This window comes from Sinorhizobium glycinis (assembly GCF_001651865.1).
In the GTDB taxonomy this organism is placed as follows: Bacteria; Pseudomonadota; Alphaproteobacteria; order Rhizobiales; family Rhizobiaceae; genus Sinorhizobium; species Sinorhizobium glycinis.
This window is the reverse complement of the sequence record NZ_LPUX01000053.1, coordinates 1,073,862-1,089,465: the sequence shown is the minus strand read 5'-3', so window position 1 is coordinate 1,089,465 and position 15,604 is coordinate 1,073,862. Positions and strand designations below refer to the sequence as shown.

At 64.7% G+C, this 15,604-nt stretch carries 13 protein-coding genes; 5 read left to right on the top strand and 8 right to left on the bottom strand.

The window, feature by feature from the left end; genetic code table 11:
* Nucleotides 1-8: 8 nt before the first annotated feature.
* Complete coding sequence (gene trmB, locus AU381_RS09910; protein WP_064241538.1) at nt 9-707, top strand: tRNA (guanine(46)-N(7))-methyltransferase TrmB; 699 nt, start codon at nt 9-11, stop codon at nt 705-707.
* A 139-nt stretch (nt 708-846) separates the two neighbouring features.
* On the opposite strand, the gene AU381_RS09905 is transcribed toward trmB, so the two are convergent.
* Both AU381_RS09905 and AU381_RS09900 read right to left on the bottom strand, forming a co-directional pair.
* Complete coding sequence (locus AU381_RS09905) at nt 847-1,104, bottom strand: BQ00720 family protein (RefSeq protein WP_064241537.1); 258 nt, start codon at nt 1,102-1,104, stop codon at nt 847-849.
* Between the two features lie 49 nt (nt 1,105-1,153).
* A complete protein-coding gene (locus tag AU381_RS09900; RefSeq protein WP_064241536.1) occupies nt 1,154-1,585 on the bottom strand; it encodes an Hsp20 family protein in 432 nt (143 codons plus the stop codon).
* Between the two features lie 256 nt (nt 1,586-1,841).
* Between AU381_RS09900 and AU381_RS09895 the strand changes: the two genes are divergently transcribed.
* Nucleotides 1,842-2,786, top strand: a complete 945-nt coding sequence (locus AU381_RS09895; protein ID WP_064241535.1) for a nucleoside hydrolase — start codon at nt 1,842-1,844, stop codon at nt 2,784-2,786.
* A 255-nt stretch (nt 2,787-3,041) separates the two neighbouring features.
* Here AU381_RS09895 and AU381_RS09890 read toward each other — a convergent pair whose 3' ends face one another.
* The 3 genes from AU381_RS09890 to AU381_RS09880 form a co-directional block, all read right to left on the bottom strand.
* Nucleotides 3,042-5,402: a methyl-accepting chemotaxis protein gene (locus AU381_RS09890; RefSeq protein WP_064241894.1), complete on the bottom strand. Its 2,361-nt coding sequence runs from the start codon at nt 5,400-5,402 to the stop codon at nt 3,042-3,044.
* 279 nt (nt 5,403-5,681) lie between these two features.
* Nucleotides 5,682-6,581 (bottom strand): ribokinase, encoded by a 900-nt coding sequence (locus AU381_RS09885; protein WP_064241534.1) that lies wholly within the window; start codon nt 6,579-6,581, stop codon nt 5,682-5,684.
* Between the two features lie 51 nt (nt 6,582-6,632).
* A complete protein-coding gene (locus AU381_RS09880; RefSeq protein ID WP_064241533.1) occupies nt 6,633-7,841 on the bottom strand; it encodes a DNA recombination protein RmuC in 1,209 nt (402 codons plus the stop codon).
* Nucleotides 7,842-7,958: 117 nt separating this feature from the next.
* Here AU381_RS09880 and def point away from each other — a divergent pair, with 117 nt between their 5' ends.
* From def to truA, 3 genes are all read left to right on the top strand, one after another.
* Entirely contained in the window at nt 7,959-8,483 is a 525-nt protein-coding gene (def, locus tag AU381_RS09875; RefSeq protein WP_064241532.1) for a peptide deformylase, read from the top strand.
* Nucleotides 8,484-8,669: 186 nt separating this feature from the next.
* A complete protein-coding gene (gene fmt / locus AU381_RS09870) occupies nt 8,670-9,605 on the top strand; it encodes a methionyl-tRNA formyltransferase (RefSeq protein WP_064241531.1) in 936 nt (311 codons plus the stop codon).
* Nucleotides 9,605-10,348, top strand: a complete 744-nt coding sequence (truA, locus tag AU381_RS09865) for a tRNA pseudouridine(38-40) synthase TruA (RefSeq protein ID WP_064241530.1) — start codon at nt 9,605-9,607, stop codon at nt 10,346-10,348. The genes fmt and truA overlap by 1 nt, the downstream gene beginning before the upstream one ends.
* A gap of 74 nt (nt 10,349-10,422) precedes the next feature.
* Here the strand turns inward: truA and AU381_RS09860 are convergent, their stop codons facing one another.
* From AU381_RS09860 to AU381_RS09850, 3 genes are all read right to left on the bottom strand, one after another.
* Nucleotides 10,423-11,019 (bottom strand): hypothetical protein, encoded by a 597-nt coding sequence (locus AU381_RS09860; protein WP_064241529.1) that lies wholly within the window; start codon nt 11,017-11,019, stop codon nt 10,423-10,425.
* Nucleotides 11,006-12,199 carry a succinyl-diaminopimelate desuccinylase gene (gene dapE / locus AU381_RS09855; protein ID WP_064241528.1) on the bottom strand — a complete coding sequence of 398 codons (1,194 nt, stop codon included), beginning with the start codon at nt 12,197-12,199 and terminating at the stop codon, nt 11,006-11,008. The genes AU381_RS09860 and dapE overlap by 14 nt, the downstream gene beginning before the upstream one ends.
* Nucleotides 12,200-12,356: 157 nt before the next feature.
* On the bottom strand, nt 12,357-15,542 hold the full coding sequence (locus tag AU381_RS09850) for an efflux RND transporter permease subunit (RefSeq protein ID WP_064241527.1): 3,186 nt from the start codon (nt 15,540-15,542) through the stop codon (nt 12,357-12,359).
* Between the last annotated feature and the right edge of the window lie 62 nt (nt 15,543-15,604).

Sequence of the window (15,604 nt, the reverse complement as noted above, 5' to 3'; positions counted from 1 at the left end):
AGTATGATATGACCGAACCGCGCCGCGCCAGAGCAACGGAGGCCTTCTTCGGCCGCCGCAAGGGCAAGCCGTTGCGGGAACGCCAGGCCGCGCAGATCGAGAATTTGCTGCCGGCCCTGAGGCTCGATCTCAAGGAGCCGGCGCCGGAAGACCTGTCGGCGCTGTTCCCCGCTGCGGTGAAGCGCACCCGCCTGGAAATCGGCTTCGGCGGCGGCGAGCATCTCATTCATCGGGCGGCGGAGGACCCATCCACCGGCTTCATCGGCGTTGAGCCCTTCGTCAATTCCATGGCAAAGCTGCTCAGGCAGATCGAAGCGAGAGAGATCGACAATGTCCGGCTCTATGACGACGACGCGACGCAGGTGCTGGACTGGCTGCCGCCGGCCTCGATCGATCAGGTCGATCTGCTCTATCCCGATCCCTGGCCGAAGCGGAAGCATTGGAAGCGGCGTTTCGTATCAAAGGTCAATCTCGACCGCTTCGCGCGCGTCCTGAGGCCCGGCGGCCTCTTCTGTTTCGCCTCGGACATCGACAGCTATGTCAACTGGACGCTCATCCATTGCCGCGACCACGCCGCCTTCGAGTGGACGGCGGAAAAATCGGCCGATTGGCTGACCCCCTTCGCGGGTTGGCCGAGCACGCGCTACGAAGCCAAGGCCCGCCGGGAGGGGCGCGGTTCCGCCTATCTGACGTTCCGCCGCGTGTGAGTTTTGCCTCTCACCCTACTGCAAGCGGGGCGAGGAGACTGGGGAGCGTTGCCGCGAGTCTCCTTCGCCCCGCTCGCGGGGAGAAGGTGGCCGGCAGGCCGGATGAGGGGCGGACCGGGCGGGGACCCCCCGCGCGAAATCAATGCAGGCTGACGGTGCGAAGGTCGTCCTCGGCAGCCTTGAAGAAGGTGCTCGAGCGGTTGTCGGTCAGAAGGATCGGCGTGCCGTCCGCCGCGAACAGGGCCCAAAGATCGATCCCCGGCCCTATTTCGGGGGCTTCCGGAAAGCAGCGGGAGACCTCCTCCGATCGCATCTTGCGGATATAGCCGACTTCGCCCGCGCCGAGATGCGCAAGGTCGTTCTTCGACAGCGATGAGGTGATGGTTTTCAGTCCCATGGTGATGCTCCGTGGTCGCCGGCGCGGGAGGAAAATCCCGCCGGTTATCTTATTCTGGGACCGAAATATTAATTTTCTTTACCATGCGTACCGGCTCGGGGCGCACCAGATCGACCGAAAGAAGCCCGTTTCGAAGCTCGGCGCCGAGCACATGCATGCCGTCGGCAAGCACGAAGGTCCGCTGGAATTGCCTGGCGGCGATGCCGCGATGGAGATAATCCCTTTCGCCGGTGTCGACCTGACGTCCGCGAATGACGAGCTGGTTTTCTTCCGTCGTCACCTCCAGATCCTCTTCGGAAAACCCGGCAACGGCGAGCGTTATCCGCAACCGCTCCGGCGAGCCGGAAGCGCTATCGCCGCGTATGCGCTCGATATTGTAGGGTGGGTATCCGTCGTTCGCCTTGGCGATCCGCTCGAGGGTCTTTTCCATGCTGTCGAAGCCCACCAAAAGCGGGCTCGTAAAAGGCGTAATCCTGCTCATTCCCAAGTCCTTGCGAGCTCAAGCGACCATCTTTTCGGACCTGCCAAGCAGCATCCCTGCGAAGCAATATGGTAGCTGTGCGCAACGAGTGCAAGCGGCTTGCCTCGGGCGCGCACGCAAATCATAGTCCGCTGCAAAGGCTCAAAATCCCGGCGCGAGTGAAGGCTGCTGCATGGTAGTCTCCCTTCGCCCCAGCCCGTCGGAATGCAGGTCATGGCCCGGCATCCGACACCATCCGGCTCGCAGGAGGAAGAAAGTGACGAACGCGAGAAAGATCATCATCGACACGGATCCGGGACAGGACGATGCCGCCGCGATCATGCTGGCCTTCGGCAGTCCGGAGGAGATCGATGTGCTCGGCATCACCACTGTGGCCGGCAATGTGCCGCTCACGCTCACGACGCGCAACGCGCGGATCGTCTGCGAGCTCTGCAACAGAACCGACGTCAAGGTCTTTGCCGGCGCCGAGCGGCCCGTCGCGCGTCCGCTGGTGACCGCCGAGCATGTGCACGGCAAGACCGGGCTCGACGGTCCCGAACTAAACGAGCCGGCGATGCCGCTTCAGGAGCAGCACGCCGTCGATTTCATCATCGAGACGCTGCTTGCCGAAGCGCCTGGCACGGTGACGCTCTGCACGCTCGGCCCGCTGACCAATATCGCGCTCGCGCTCACCAAGGCGCCGGAGATCGCGCCCCGGGTGCGGGAACTGGTGATGATGGGCGGCGGCTTCTTCGAGGGCGGCAACATCACGCCGGCGGCCGAATTCAACGTCTATGTCGATCCGGAAGCCGCCGAGATCGTCTTTCGCTCCGGCATCCCGATCGTGATGATGCCGCTCGACGTGACGCATCGCGTCCTGACCCACAAGGTTCGCGTCGAGAAGATCCGCGCCATCGGCAGCCCGGCGGCGGTCGCACTCGCGGAAATGCTGGAGTTCTTCGAACGCTTCGACATCGAGAAATACGGTACCGACGGCGGTCCCCTCCACGACCCGACGGTGATCGCCTATCTGCTCCGGCCGGAGCTCTTCACCGGCCGGGACTGCAACGTCGAGATCGAGACGACCTCCGCGCTGACGACCGGCATGACGGTCGTCGACTGGTGGCAGGTGACCGGCCGCAAGCACAATGCCAGGGTCATGCGCCACATCGACGACGAGGGCTTCTTCGACCTTTTGACCGACCGACTGGCGCGTCTTTAGGTTCGTACTTGGCAAATTCATGAAGACCCCTCCCCAACCCCTCCCCACAAGGGGGAGGGGCTCGGTGCCCGCGGCAATTCCCCTGCCATTTCCGACCGTAGCATCAGGCCCGAAGGGTCGACTTGGCAACGTAAGCGGTGCGGCAAAGCAAGCCCCTCCCCCTTGTGGGGAGGGGTTGGGGAGGGGTTTGAGTGGGCAGTGAAAAAGAAAAACGGCGCCGCGAGGGCGCCGCTTCACTGTTCAAATGTGAACGGATCAGAACTCTTCCCAATTGTCCCGCGCGAGCGCATTGCCGCCGGCCGTCTGCGCGAGAACGCGTTGCGTCGAGCTGGAATAGCCGCGTGCCGCAGGCTTTTCCGCCGCCGGGCGGGGAGCCTCTGCGGTTCGCATCTTGACGGCGGTGCCGCGCAGCATGTCGCCGGACGATTGCCCCGGCTCGCCCTGGGCCACCCGGAACCGCGAGACCAGCGCGCTCAGCGTCCGGGCTTCCTCGTTCAGGGTCATGCTGGCCGCCGTCGTCTCTTCGACCATTGCCGCATTCTGCTGCGTCACCTGATCCATCTGGTTGACCGCCGCGTTGATCTCCTTGAGCCCGACCGCCTGTTCCGAGGCGGAGCTCGATATCTGGCGGATCAGCCCGTTGATCTGCACCACCTGCTCGGCGATCTTCTTGAGCGCGCCGCCCGTCTTGCCGACGAGGTCGACGCCCTCGCGCACCTGGCCGGCCGAGGTGTTGATCAAGGTCTTGATCTCCTTGGCGGCATTCGCCGAGCGTTGGGCAAGCTCGCGGACCTCCTGCGCGACGACGGCAAAACCCTTGCCGGCCTCGCCGGCGCGGGCGGCTTCGACACCCGCGTTGAGGGCGAGCAGGTTGGTCTGGAAGGCGATCTCGTCGATGACGCCTATGATGCGGCTCACCTCGTTCGAGGATTGCTCGATACCTTGCATCGCCGCAATCGCCTTCTGCACGACCGCACCGGACTGCTCGGCGTCGCTGCTCGCCAGTTCGACCGACTTTGCCGCGACTTTGGCATTCTCAGCGCTGGCATCGACCTGCGACGTCAGCTCATCGAGGGCGGCAGCGGTTTCCTCGAGGCTTGCGGCCTGCTGCTCGGTCCGGTGCGAGAGGTCGTTGGCGGCGCTGGAGATCTCGCCGGTGCCGCTGCCGATGTTGACGACCGAGTGGTTGACGGTGCGGATCGTCTCCTCGAGGCTCTCCATCGTCGCGTTGAAGTCGCGCTTCAGCTGGGCGTATTCGCCCGGGAACTCGTCGGCGATCCGATATGCAAGGTCGCCGGAAGCAAGATGCGAAAGGCCCTTGCCGAGACGGGCGACGATGTCGCGCTGTAGCGCGCCGGTCTCGGCACGCTCGCTTTCCGAGCGGCTGCGCGCCAGTTCGGCCTGTTCGCGTTCGTGACGGGCTTCCCCCTCGAGGCGCTTTGCGTCGGCGAGCTGATGACGGAAGCCTTCGAGCGCCTTGGCGACGGAGCCGGTCTCGTCCGAGCGGTCCTGCCCGGAGATCGGCCTGGCATAGTCGCCATTGCTGAGCGTTTCGACGTCATGGACGAGCCCGGCGAGCGGCTTTTGGACAAAGCGGCGGACGGCGAGATAGAGGCCGGCGAGCACGGCTGCGAGGACGACGATACCGCCGATGATCATCATATAGGTCTGATCGTTGACCGGCGCATTGATGGCGGTGCGCGGCACGTCGACGAGGATGACCCAGCTCGCATTCACATCGGGCAGCTTGAAGGGATAGACCACGCGGTCGAAAGGCGCGTTCCCGTCATAGGTCAGGTTCTTGATCATGCCTGAAGCGTCGGAGGACAGCGCGCTCTTGATGACCGCTTCACCCTCGCCTTCATAATCCTTCATCAGGAGATCGGGGATCGGTGCCGCCAGCCATTTGCCGCCCTGCGACAGCAGATAGACCCGGCCCGAGCCAAAGGGCTTGAGCGTCCCGAGCCGGTCGGCAAGGGAGGCGAGCGAGATGTCGACCCCCGATACGCCGATCATCTTGCCGTCCGACATGACCGGATAGGCAATCGATGTCATGGTCGTCGGGACGTCGGTGCCTTCGGCCAGGTAAGGCTGGGTGATGGCGCCCTTGCCGCTCTTTGCGGCAAGGCTGTACCATTCGGCCGCATAGTCGGCACGGAAGGTCGAGAGCTGTGCCTTGCCGTTGCGGTCCTTCGACCAATAGGGCGTGAATGCACCTTCGGCATTGCCGCCAAGCTCGGTGTTGTCGACGACGTCCTTGCCGTCAAAGGCTTTCGGCTCTTCGGCGAACCAGCTGCCGAAGGCGAAGTCATGCTGATCGAGGTTTGCCTTCAACAGGTTGATGGCGCCGGTACGATCGATCGATTTCTCGGCATGGCCGCGGCCAAGGACGCCCGTCATGGTGCGGGCGGCGGCGGCAAGCTCCCCGACGCTGCCGGCGATATCGGCGGCAATCGCACGAGCCTCCGTCTTCGCACCGTCGAAGACGAGCGTCTCGACGCGGTCCTGAGTCTGGGAGATGAGAACGAAATTCGAGGCGAGCAGCACGAGGGCGATCGTCCCGCCTGTGACGGCGATCAGCTTGGTGGCTAGCGATTTGGCATGGAAGTTGAACATGAAATCCTCACGCACGAGAGGTCCGCAGGTTTGTGCCTGCGGCATGACATTCCAAAGTGTGGGTGAAACTCCATCATGGAGCGCGTGATGCCGACCGGCATGCAGGAGCCGGCCCGACGTGAGCGGGCTGCCTCGCAATCTGGATAGACGATCAAAGATTAAAATACGGCCAACGCGCCAAGCGATTCAGGGCTGTTCGGACGGATTCTGCGCGGCCAGCATCGTTGCCGCGCCAAATCCTATCCAGATCGCGAAATGGGCAGAAATCGGCTGTCGCGGTCAAAGACGCGCGGCGACTTCCGATGCGAGCGGTATGGACGGTTGCGCTCCCGCCTTCAGGCAGGCGAGCGAACCGGCAACCGCTGCGCGGCGCAGCGCATCGGGAAAGGCGAGGCCCTCATCCAGGCTTGCGGCGAGATAGCCACAGAATGTGTCACCCGCCCCAACCGTATCCAGCGGCTCGATCGTCAGTCCTTTTGCGCGGTGGATTTCTCCTTGATGGGCGGCTGCGACCCCTTCGGCGCCGAGGGTGACGATCACGGTCTGGCCGGTTTCTCCGTGAAGGCTCTTCATCGCCGCTTCCCGCTCCGCGCCGGCGATGCCGCTTTTGCCGGCCAGGAGTTCGAATTCGGTCTCGTTGGCAATGACGATATCGGCCATGCGGCCGAGGCGAGCGGCCTCCGGCGTCAGCGGCGCGATGTTGATGATCGAACGGATGCCGCGACGGTGGGCTTCGACGAGCGCCTTTTCCACCGAGGCACCGGGAATCTCGAGTTGCACCATCAGCGTGTCGCCGGCCGACATCTGCTCGACAGCGGCAACCGCGTCGCTCTCGCTCACCGTCGCATTGGCGCTGGCGACGACGACGATGACGTTCTCGCCATCGCCGCCGACGAGGATATGCGCGGTCCCGGTCGGCTCGTTCACGGTTTTGGTAAGGCCAAGGTCGGTGCCCGCCTCCTTGAGCAGGGCAAGCGCGCCTTCGGCAAAGCTATCCGAGCCGACGGCGCCGGCCATCCGCACGGCTGCGCCGGCGCGGCGGGCTGCCAGCGCCTGGTTGGCGCCCTTGCCGCCGGCGGCGGTGGAAAAGCCCGTACCAGCGACGGTCTCGCCGGGCTTCGGGAGGCGTGCGGTCGTGGCGATCAGGTCCATGTTGATGGACCCAAGAACAGTGATCATGTGGAGATGTCCCGTCGGGTTGCTGGTTTCGCCGGAGAGTGCCCGAGGCCATCAGTCCTCGTCAACCACCCGCAGCTTCAATTGCCCGATGCGGTTGTCGACCATCCGGTCACCCTTGCCGCCCGTACCCTTACCCCCCTCGGCACCTGGCGCAACCGCCTCCAGTTCGAGCGCCTCGATCTTGGCGCCGCGTCGCGTCAGCTTGTCCGAGGAGATCAGGATGTCCTCGACATCCTTCTGCGTCATCGCGAAGTGGCCCTGCAGCTTCCTGACGCGCTCGTCGAGGCGAGTCAGATCCTCCATCAGCCGCACCACCTCGCCCTGGATTAGATGCGCCTGCTCGCGCATCCGGGCGTCCTTGAGGATCGCCTGGATCACCTGGATGGAGAGCAGCAGCAGCGACGGCGAAACGATGACGACCCGCTGGCGATGCGCCTTCTGCACGATCGCTTCGAAATGCTCGTGGATTTCGGCGAAGATCGACTCGGACGGCACGAACAGGAAGGCCGTGTCCTGCGTTTCGCCGGCCAGCAGATATTTGCCGGCGATATCGCGGACATGCACTTCCATGTCGCGGCGGAAGGATTGGGCCGCCTGCTGACGCCGCTCGGCGCTCTCCGCATCGCGCATGGCGTTCCAGGCTTCGAGCGGGAACTTCGCGTCGATGACGAGCGGCGGCTGGCCGTTCGGCATGCGGATGATGCAATCCGGCCGCGCGCCGTTCGAGAGCGTCGCCTGGAAGGTGAAGGCCCCGATCGGCAGGCCGTCGGCGACGATCGTCTCCATGCGCGACTGGCCGAAGGCGCCGCGCGTCTGCTTGTTGGCAAGAATGCTCTGCAGCCCGGCCATGTCCTTGGCGAGCGACTGGATGTTGTTCTGGGCGCTGTCGATGACCGCCAGCCGCTCCTGCAGGCGCCTGAGGTTCTCGTGCGTCGCTTTCGTCTGCTCGCTGATCGAGGCGCCGAGCCGGTGCGTCATGCCGTCGATCCGCTGGCTGAGCGTTTGGTTGAGCTCCGCCTGCCGCGTGCCGAATACCTCGGCCATCGCGGCGACGCGCCCCTGCATTTCGGTTTGCGCCGCCAGCAGCGCCGATAGCTGTTGATCCCGGTCGTCGGCGCGGCGCGCGCGGGCCTTCCGTGCGGACGCAAGCGCCAGCAAGACCGACAGGAAAGCAGCAACGGTGACGAGGTGGCCAGCCGTTACGGGAAGGGTGCCGAGCAGCAAAAGCGGCTGGTCGAAGGAAAATGCATTGGGCTCCATGCGCGCAGCCTAAACAGATTCGCGTTCGAAGACCAGATCAAAACAAGAACAGACTGCCGGTGCTTCCGATCGGCAATTTTCTTGCGCCAGGGCTGAAAGATCGGCTATGGGAGCAGCATGACGATCAAGCCGCTCATCATCCTTCCCGATCCCCTCCTGCGCCAGGTATCGACGCCGTTCGAGACGATAGACGACGACGTTCGTCGCCTTGCCGACGACATGCTCGAAACGATGTATGACGCCCCCGGCATCGGTCTCGCGGCGATCCAGATCGGCGTGCCGAAGCGCCTCCTGGTTCTCGACGTCTCGAAGGAAGGCGAGGAAAAGAAGCCGCTTGTCTTCATCAACCCGAAGATCGTGAAATCCTCCGAGGAGCGCTCGGTCTACGAGGAAGGCTGCCTGTCGATCCCGGACTACTATGCGGAGGTCGAGCGGCCGGCTGCCATCACCGTCGAATATCGCGACCGCGATGGCAAGGAGCAGGCGGTCGAGGCCGAGGGCCTGCTTGCCACCTGCCTGCAGCACGAGATCGACCATCTGAACGGCGTCCTGTTCATCGACTATATCTCCAAGCTCAAGCGCGACATGGTGGTCCGCAAGTTCACCAAGGCAGCCAAGACACGCGGCGCCAAGGCAATTTGATTGTCGCGCGCCCCTCGCTGACTGGCGCTTGAATCGGAGCCGCTGCCCTGTTTCGGGCGAACTGCATGTCTCCTTAAATCGCCTTCGATTTAAGGATAAAGACATGCAGCAATTCAAAGTGCCACAGCGACCTTTGCGCGCCTCATAAGGCGCGCGGCGCTGTGAAGAAAGACGGAGTTCACCGCCTTGCCGCTTCGCATCATCTTCATGGGCACACCGGAATTCTCCGTGCCGACGCTCTCCGCCCTCGTCGACGCCGGGCACGAGATCGCAGCCGTCTATACGCAGCCGCCGCGGCCCGGCGGCCGGCGCGGCCTCGATCTCAAGAAGTCGCCGGTGCATCAGGCGGCCGAACTTCTCGGCGTTCCGGTGTTGACGCCCGTCAACTTCAAGGATGTGCCGGATCGGCAGACCTTCCGCGATTTCGATGCCGATGTCGCAGTCGTCGTCGCCTATGGCCTGCTGCTGCCGGAGGACATCCTCTCCGGCACCCGCTACGGCTGCTATAACGGCCATGCCTCGCTGCTGCCGCGCTGGCGTGGCGCGGCACCGATCCAGCGGGCGATCATGGCCGGTGACCCCGAAACCGGCATGATGGTGATGAAGATGGACAGGGGGCTCGATACCGGCCCCGTCGCCCTCACGAAACGCGTTCCGATCGGCGGGACGATGACGGCCGGCGAGTTGCACGACAAGCTGATGCATGTCGGGGCGGCGCTCATGAAGGAGGCGATGGTGCAGCTCGAGATGGGCGAACTGACGCTGACGCCGCAGCCCGAGGAAGGCGTCGTCTACGCCGCCAAGATCAGCAAGGACGAGACGCGCATCGATTTCACCCGGCCGGCGGCCGACGTTCACAACCATATCCGCGGTCTTTCGCCCTTTCCGGGTGCCTGGTTCGAAGTCGAGATCGCCGGGCGGATGGAGCGGATCAAGGTGCTGGGGTCGGAGCGTGCCGAAGGGGCCGGTGCGCCCGGCACGATCCTGGACGACGGCTTGACGATCGCCTGCGGCGACGGCGCGGTGCGGCCGACGCGATTGCAGCGGGCGGGCGGCAAGGCGCTTGACACGGCCGACTTCCTGCGCGGCACGCCGATCGCCGCCGGCACGAGGATTTCCTGATGCCACGCTATCGACTGACCGTCGAATATGACGGCTCCGATTATGTCGGTTGGCAGCGGCAGGAGAACGGCCCCTCCGTGCAAGGGGCGATTGAGAAGGCGGTGCTGTCCTTGACCGGCGAGACCGTGTCGATCCGCGGCGCGGGCCGTACCGATTCCGGCGTTCATGCCATGGGTCAGGTGGCGCATCTCGACCTGGCGCGCGAATGGAAGCCGCATACGCTGCGCAATGCGCTGAACGCCCACCTGACGCTTGCCGCCGAGCGGGTCTCGATCCTCGAAGCGGCGGAAGCGCCGCCGGAGTTCGACGCGCGCTTTTCAGCCGTCCGCAGGCACTACCTCTATCGGATCATCTCCCGCCGCTCGCCGTTGGCGCTCGAGGCGCGGCGTGCATGGTGGGTGCCGAAGACGCTCGACCACGCGGCGATGCACGAAGCGGCGCAACACCTCGTCGGCCATCACGATTTCACGACGTTTCGCTCCGCCCATTGCCAGGCGACCAGCCCGCTGCGCACCATCGATCGGCTCGACGTGACGCGCGGCGGCGAGCTGATCGAGATCCGGGCGACGGCGCAGAGCTTCCTGCACAATCAGATCCGCTCCTTCGCCGGCTCATTGAAGCTCGTCGGCGAAGGCAAGTGGGCGCCGGACGACCTCAAGGCGGCACTTCAGGCCCGCGACCGCAAGGCCTGCGGTCCCGTCGCCCCGCCGGAAGGCCTTTTCTTCATGCAGGTGGATTACTAGAGCGGGCACCAGAAGGATTGCAACGGCGGAAATCGGGGGGTGACAGCTGGTGGCCCCCCAGGCGCCGGACTTTGTCACGTCGGCATCAAGCCGAATAAGTTCTGCAGGTACTGCGCGAGCATCATCGACGGTAGCAGGTAAAGGGCCGTCAGCGCGGAGGCGAGCAGGTTCTGGTTGCCGGTTATCGTGCGCAGCAGCCGGAAGAGCAAGGCGACGCCGGCAAGAAGGACGATCAGGGACAAGAGAGCGGTGAACTGATGACCTCCGCGAGCAAGCAGCAGGATCGCGGCCGGAATTGCCATGGCATAGGAAAGCGGCACCGAAAGCCAGTTCGTGGTGACAATCACCGGCACCACCAGCGCGCTGAATCCAAGGGGGCGCGAGAGGGCGGCGACCAGCACGATCGGCAGCAGCCAGCTGACGACATCGATGACGAGCAGTTTGAGGAAAAAGCCGAAGCCGACCGACGTGCCGCTCGGCATCGCCGAAAGATAATAGAGGCGCCAGGACGCCCAGGACACGGCCATGGCCGGCAGCGACCAGAGGATCGCCGCGAAGGAACGCCACAGGCCGACTTCGCTGATGTCCAGCCATTGATAGCCTTCGCGGTTGCCCTGGATCAGCAGCCAGAGCCCCTTGATATAGGCGAGAACCTCATCAAGCAGCGGCATGGCCGAACCAGCGGGCGACGAAGGTTTCATAGATGTCGGTCAAGGTCTCGAGATCGGCCAGCGCGACGCGCTCGTCCACCATGTGCATCGTCCGACCGACAAGCCCGAATTCGACCACCGGACAATAATCCTTGATGAAGCGCGCGTCCGACGTGCCGCCCGTGGTCGAAAGCTTCGGCTGGCGGCCCGTGATGGCCTCGACGGCGCCGGAAAGAGAATCGATCAGCGCATTGTTGCGCGTCAGGAAGACGTGGCTCGGCCGCTCGCTCCAGACGATGTCGTATTTCACGGGCTCACGGCCGGGCCGGAGGGTACCATTCATCGCGGCGCGGTCGAGGCGGGCGACGATCTCCGCCTTCAGGCTTTCGGCCGTCCAGCGATCGTTGAAGCGGATGTTGAAGGCGGCGCCGGCCTTGGCCGGAATGACGTTGACGGCGGCATTGCCGACGTCGATCGTCGTCACCTCCAGGTTGGACGGCTGGAAGTTCTCGGTGCCATCGTCGAAGGGAGGGTCCATCAGCGCTTGCGTCAGCTGCAGAATGCCGCGCACCGGATTGTCGGCGAGGTGCGGATAGGCGGCGTGGCCCTGGACGCCATGCACGGTAATCCGGCCGGAAAGCGAACCGCGCCGGCCGATCTTGATCATGCCGCCCAGTTGATCCGGATTGGTCGGCTCGCCGACCAGGCAGGCATCCCAGCGCTCCCCTTTATGGGCGGCCCATTCGAGAAGCTTCACCGTGCCGTTGATCGCCGGGCCTTCCTCGTCGCCGGTGATGAGGAAGGAGATCGAGCCCTTCGGCCGGCCGTGTTTTTCGACATGGCGGGCGACGGCCGCGACGAAGCAGGCGATGCCGCCCTTCATGTCGACCGCGCCGCGCCCGTACATTTCGCCGCCGGCGATCGCGGCGGAGAAGGGCGGGTGAGTCCAGGCGGACTCGTCGCCGACCGGCACGACATCCGTGTGGCCGGCGAACATCAGGTGCGGAGCTTCGGTTCCGAGCCGGGCATAGAGGTTCTCGATATCCGGCGTGCCCGGCGCCTTCGCCACGATCCGATCGACCGTGAAGCCGAGCGGCGCCAGCATCGTCTCGAGGGCGGTGAGCGCGCCGCCTTCGGCCGGTGTGACCGAGGGGCAGCGGATAAGGGCGGCGAGATTGGAGACAGGATCGGTGGGGAACATCTAGCGGATTGCCTGCGAGCCGTTGGGCCAAGGAACTGAGATTGCTGGTTTATCCGATCGATCCCCAACTGTCACGCCCGATCGGGCCGGCACGTATGCCGAAACGAGAACGGGCCGGATGGTGGTCCGGCCCGGGATGCTTGTTCCGGCAGGATGGCTATTCGCCGGGGGCGAGATGCGGCGCCTCGATATGGCCCCCCGCGTGCTTCAGTGGCCGCTCGCCGGAGAGCTTGCGGATCAGCACGTAGAAGACCGGCGTCATGAAGATGCCGAAGGCGGTGACTCCGATCATCCCGGCAAAGACCGCGACGCCCATGGCCGAGCGCATTTCCGCACCGGCGCCTGTCGAGGTGACGAGCGGCACGACGCCCATGATGAAGGCCATCGAGGTCATCAGGATCGGCCTGAGGCGAAGCCGGCTCGCCTCGATCGCGGCCTTCACTGGCGTGCTGCCGGACAGTTCGAGCTCGCGGGCGAACTCGACGATCAGGATCGCGTTCTTCGCCGAAAGGCCGACAAGCACGATCAGGCCGATCTGCGTGAAGACGTTGTTGTCGCCACCCGTCAACCACACGCCGGTCAGCGCCGCCATGATGCCCATCGGCACGATCAGGATGATCGAGATCGGTAAGAGCAGGCTCTCATACTGGGCCGCCAGCACCAGATAGACGAGCAGCAGCGCCAGCGGGAAGATCAGCACGCCCGAATTGCCGGCAAGGATCTGCTGGTAGGTCAGGTCCGTCCATTCGTAGCTGATGCCGGGCGGCAGCGTCTCGGCGGCGATCCGCTCTATTGCCTCCTGTGCCTGGCCGGAGGAAAAGCCCGGTGCCGGCCCGCCATTGATGTCGGCGGCGAGGAAGCCGTTGTAGCGGATCGCCCGCTCTGCGCCGACCGTCTGCTCGACCTTCAAGAGCGCCGAGAGCGGGATCATCTCGCCCGATTGCGAACGGACCTTCAGCTTGCCGATATCGTCGGCATGGCTGCGATAGTTCGCATCGGCCTGGATGCGAACGCTGTAGGTGCGGCCGAAGGCGTTGAAGTCGTTGACGTAAAGCGAGCCGAGATAGATCTGCAGCGTCTCGAAAACGTCGGTGACCGCCACGCCGAGCTGGCGCGCCTTGACGCGGTCGAGGTCGGCATAGAGCTGCGGCACGTTGATCTGGTAGCTCGAATAGAGTCCGGCCAGCTCCGGCGTCTGGGCGGCCTGTGCCAGGAAGGCCTTGGCCGCATCGTCGAGCGCCCGGTAGCCGAGGCCGTTCTTGTCCTCGATCTGCAGCTTGAAGCCGCCCGTCGTGCCGAGGCCCTGCACGGGCGGCGGCGGGAACATGGCGATGAAGGCATCCTGGATCGCGCCGAACTCCTGGTTGAGCTGCATGGCGATCGCGCCGCCCGAGAGTTCCGGTGTCGTGCGTTCCTCGAACGGCTTCAGCGACACGAAGACGATGCCGGAATTGGACGAGTTGGTGAAACCGTTGATCGACAGGCCCGGGAAGGCGATGGCGTGCTCGACGCCCGGATGCTTCAGCGCGATGTCGCTCATCCGCCGGATGACGTCCTCCGAGCGGTCAAGCGTCGCCGCATCCGGCAATTGCGCGAAACCGATCAGATATTGCTTGTCCTGGGCCGGCACGAAGCCGCCGGGGACGGAGCGGAACAGCGCGAAGGTGACGCCGAGGAGGATCACATAGAGGCCCATGATCAGCGACTTGCGCGTCAGGATGCCACCGACGCCGCGGCCATAGGCTTCCGAGCTCGCCCCGAAGAAGCGGTTGAAGCCGCGGAAGAACCAGCCGAACAACGCGTCCATGATCCGCGTCAGGCGGTCCTTCGGCGCGTGATGGTCCTTCAGTAGAAGGGCGGCCAGCGCCGGCGACAGCGTCAGCGAGTTGAAGGCCGAGATCACCGTCGATATCGCGATGGTGAGCGCGAACTGGCGGTAGAACTGGCCGGTGAGCCCGGTGATGAAGGCAAGCGGCACAAAGACGGCGACGAGCACCAGGGCGATCGCGATGATCGGCCCGGAGACTTCCTGCATGGCGCGATAAGTCGCCTGCACCGGCGAAAGGCCCTGCGCGATGTTGCGTTCGACGTTTTCCACGACGACGATCGCGTCGTCGACGACGATACCGATCGCCAGCACCAGGCCGAAGAGGCTCAGCGCATTGATCGAGAAACCGAAGACATACATGACCGCGAAGGTGCCGACGATCGAGACGGGAACCGCGACGAGCGGGATGATCGAGGCGCGCCAGGTCTGCAGGAAGACGATGACAACGAGGACGACGAGCGCGATCGCTTCGAGCAGCGTATGCACGACCGATTCGATCGACGCGCGGACGAACTGCGTCGTGTCATAGACGATCTCGTAGTCGACGCCTTCCGGCATCGTCTGCTTCAGCTCGGCCATCGCCTTGTGGACGTTCTCGGAGATCTGGATGGCGTTCGATCCGGGTGCCTGGAAGACGCCCATGCCGACGGCGGCCTTGTTGTCGAGCAGCGATCGCAGCGAATAGTCCGCGGCGCCCATCTCGACGCGCGCGACGTCGCCGAGGCGGGTGATCTCGCCACTGGCGCCGGACTTGACGACGATCTCTGCAAAGTCCTCCGGCGTCCTGAGCCGCCCTTGCGCGTTGACGGAGAGCTGCAGGTCGAGGCCGGCGACGGACGGCGAGGCGCCGATGACGCCGGCGGCCGCCTGGACGTTCTGTCCGCGGATCGCACTGGCGATGTCACTGGCGGCAAGCCCGCGCTCGGCGGCCTTCTCCGGATCGATCCAGACGCGCATCGAATAGTCGCCGCCGCCGAAGATCTGCACCTGGCCGACGCCCTCGACGCGCGCCAGCCTATCCTTGACGTTCAGGACGCCGTAGTTGCGCAGATAGTTGATGTCGTATTGGCCGTTCGGCGAGATGAGATGCACGACGAGCGTCAGGTCCGGCGAGCTTTTCACCGTCGTGACGCCGAGCCGGCGTACCTCTTCCGGCAGCCGCGGCTCGGCTTGCGAGACACGGTTCTGCACCAGTTGCTGTGCCTGGTCCGGGTCGGTGCCGAGCTCGAAGGTGACGGTCAGCGTCATCAGGCCGTCGGCGGTTGCCTGGCTCTGCATGTAGAGCATGCCTTCAACGCCGTTGATCTGCTCTTCGAGCGGGGTCGCGACGGTTTCGGCGATGACGGACGGGTTGGCGCCGGGATATTGGGCGCGCACGACGATCTGTGGCGGTACGACCTCCGGATATTCGGAAATCGGCAAGCCGGTCATGCCGATCAGGCCGGCGACGAAGATCAGCACCGAGAGAACGCCCGCGAAGACCGGGCGGTCGACGAAAAAGCGTGAGAAGTTCATAACGATCCCCCTTGGGAACTTCAGGCAAAGCGGCGGACGTTCACGGCGGAAATCTCCGCCGC

What these genes read in the sequence shown, in the direction of transcription:
- trmB (WP_064241538.1), top strand. Translation starts at nt 9, where the DNA reads ATGACCGAACCGCGCCGCGCCAGAGCAACGGAGGCCTTCTTCGGCCGC.
- AU381_RS09905 (WP_064241537.1), bottom strand. Translation starts at nt 1,104, where the DNA reads ATGGGACTGAAAACCATCACCTCATCGCTGTCGAAGAACGACCTTGCG.
- AU381_RS09900 (WP_064241536.1), bottom strand. Translation starts at nt 1,585, where the DNA reads ATGAGCAGGATTACGCCTTTTACGAGCCCGCTTTTGGTGGGCTTCGAC.
- AU381_RS09890 (WP_064241894.1), bottom strand. Translation starts at nt 5,402, where the DNA reads ATGTTCAACTTCCATGCCAAATCGCTAGCCACCAAGCTGATCGCCGTC.
- AU381_RS09885 (WP_064241534.1), bottom strand. Translation starts at nt 6,581, where the DNA reads ATGATCACTGTTCTTGGGTCCATCAACATGGACCTGATCGCCACGACC.
- AU381_RS09880 (WP_064241533.1), bottom strand. Translation starts at nt 7,841, where the DNA reads ATGGAGCCCAATGCATTTTCCTTCGACCAGCCGCTTTTGCTGCTCGGC.
- def (WP_064241532.1), top strand. Translation starts at nt 7,959, where the DNA reads ATGACGATCAAGCCGCTCATCATCCTTCCCGATCCCCTCCTGCGCCAG.
- truA (WP_064241530.1), top strand. Translation starts at nt 9,605, where the DNA reads ATGCCACGCTATCGACTGACCGTCGAATATGACGGCTCCGATTATGTC.
- AU381_RS09860 (WP_064241529.1), bottom strand. Translation starts at nt 11,019, where the DNA reads ATGCCGCTGCTTGATGAGGTTCTCGCCTATATCAAGGGGCTCTGGCTG.
- dapE (WP_064241528.1), bottom strand. Translation starts at nt 12,199, where the DNA reads ATGTTCCCCACCGATCCTGTCTCCAATCTCGCCGCCCTTATCCGCTGC.
- AU381_RS09850 (WP_064241527.1), bottom strand. Translation starts at nt 15,542, where the DNA reads ATGAACTTCTCACGCTTTTTCGTCGACCGCCCGGTCTTCGCGGGCGTT.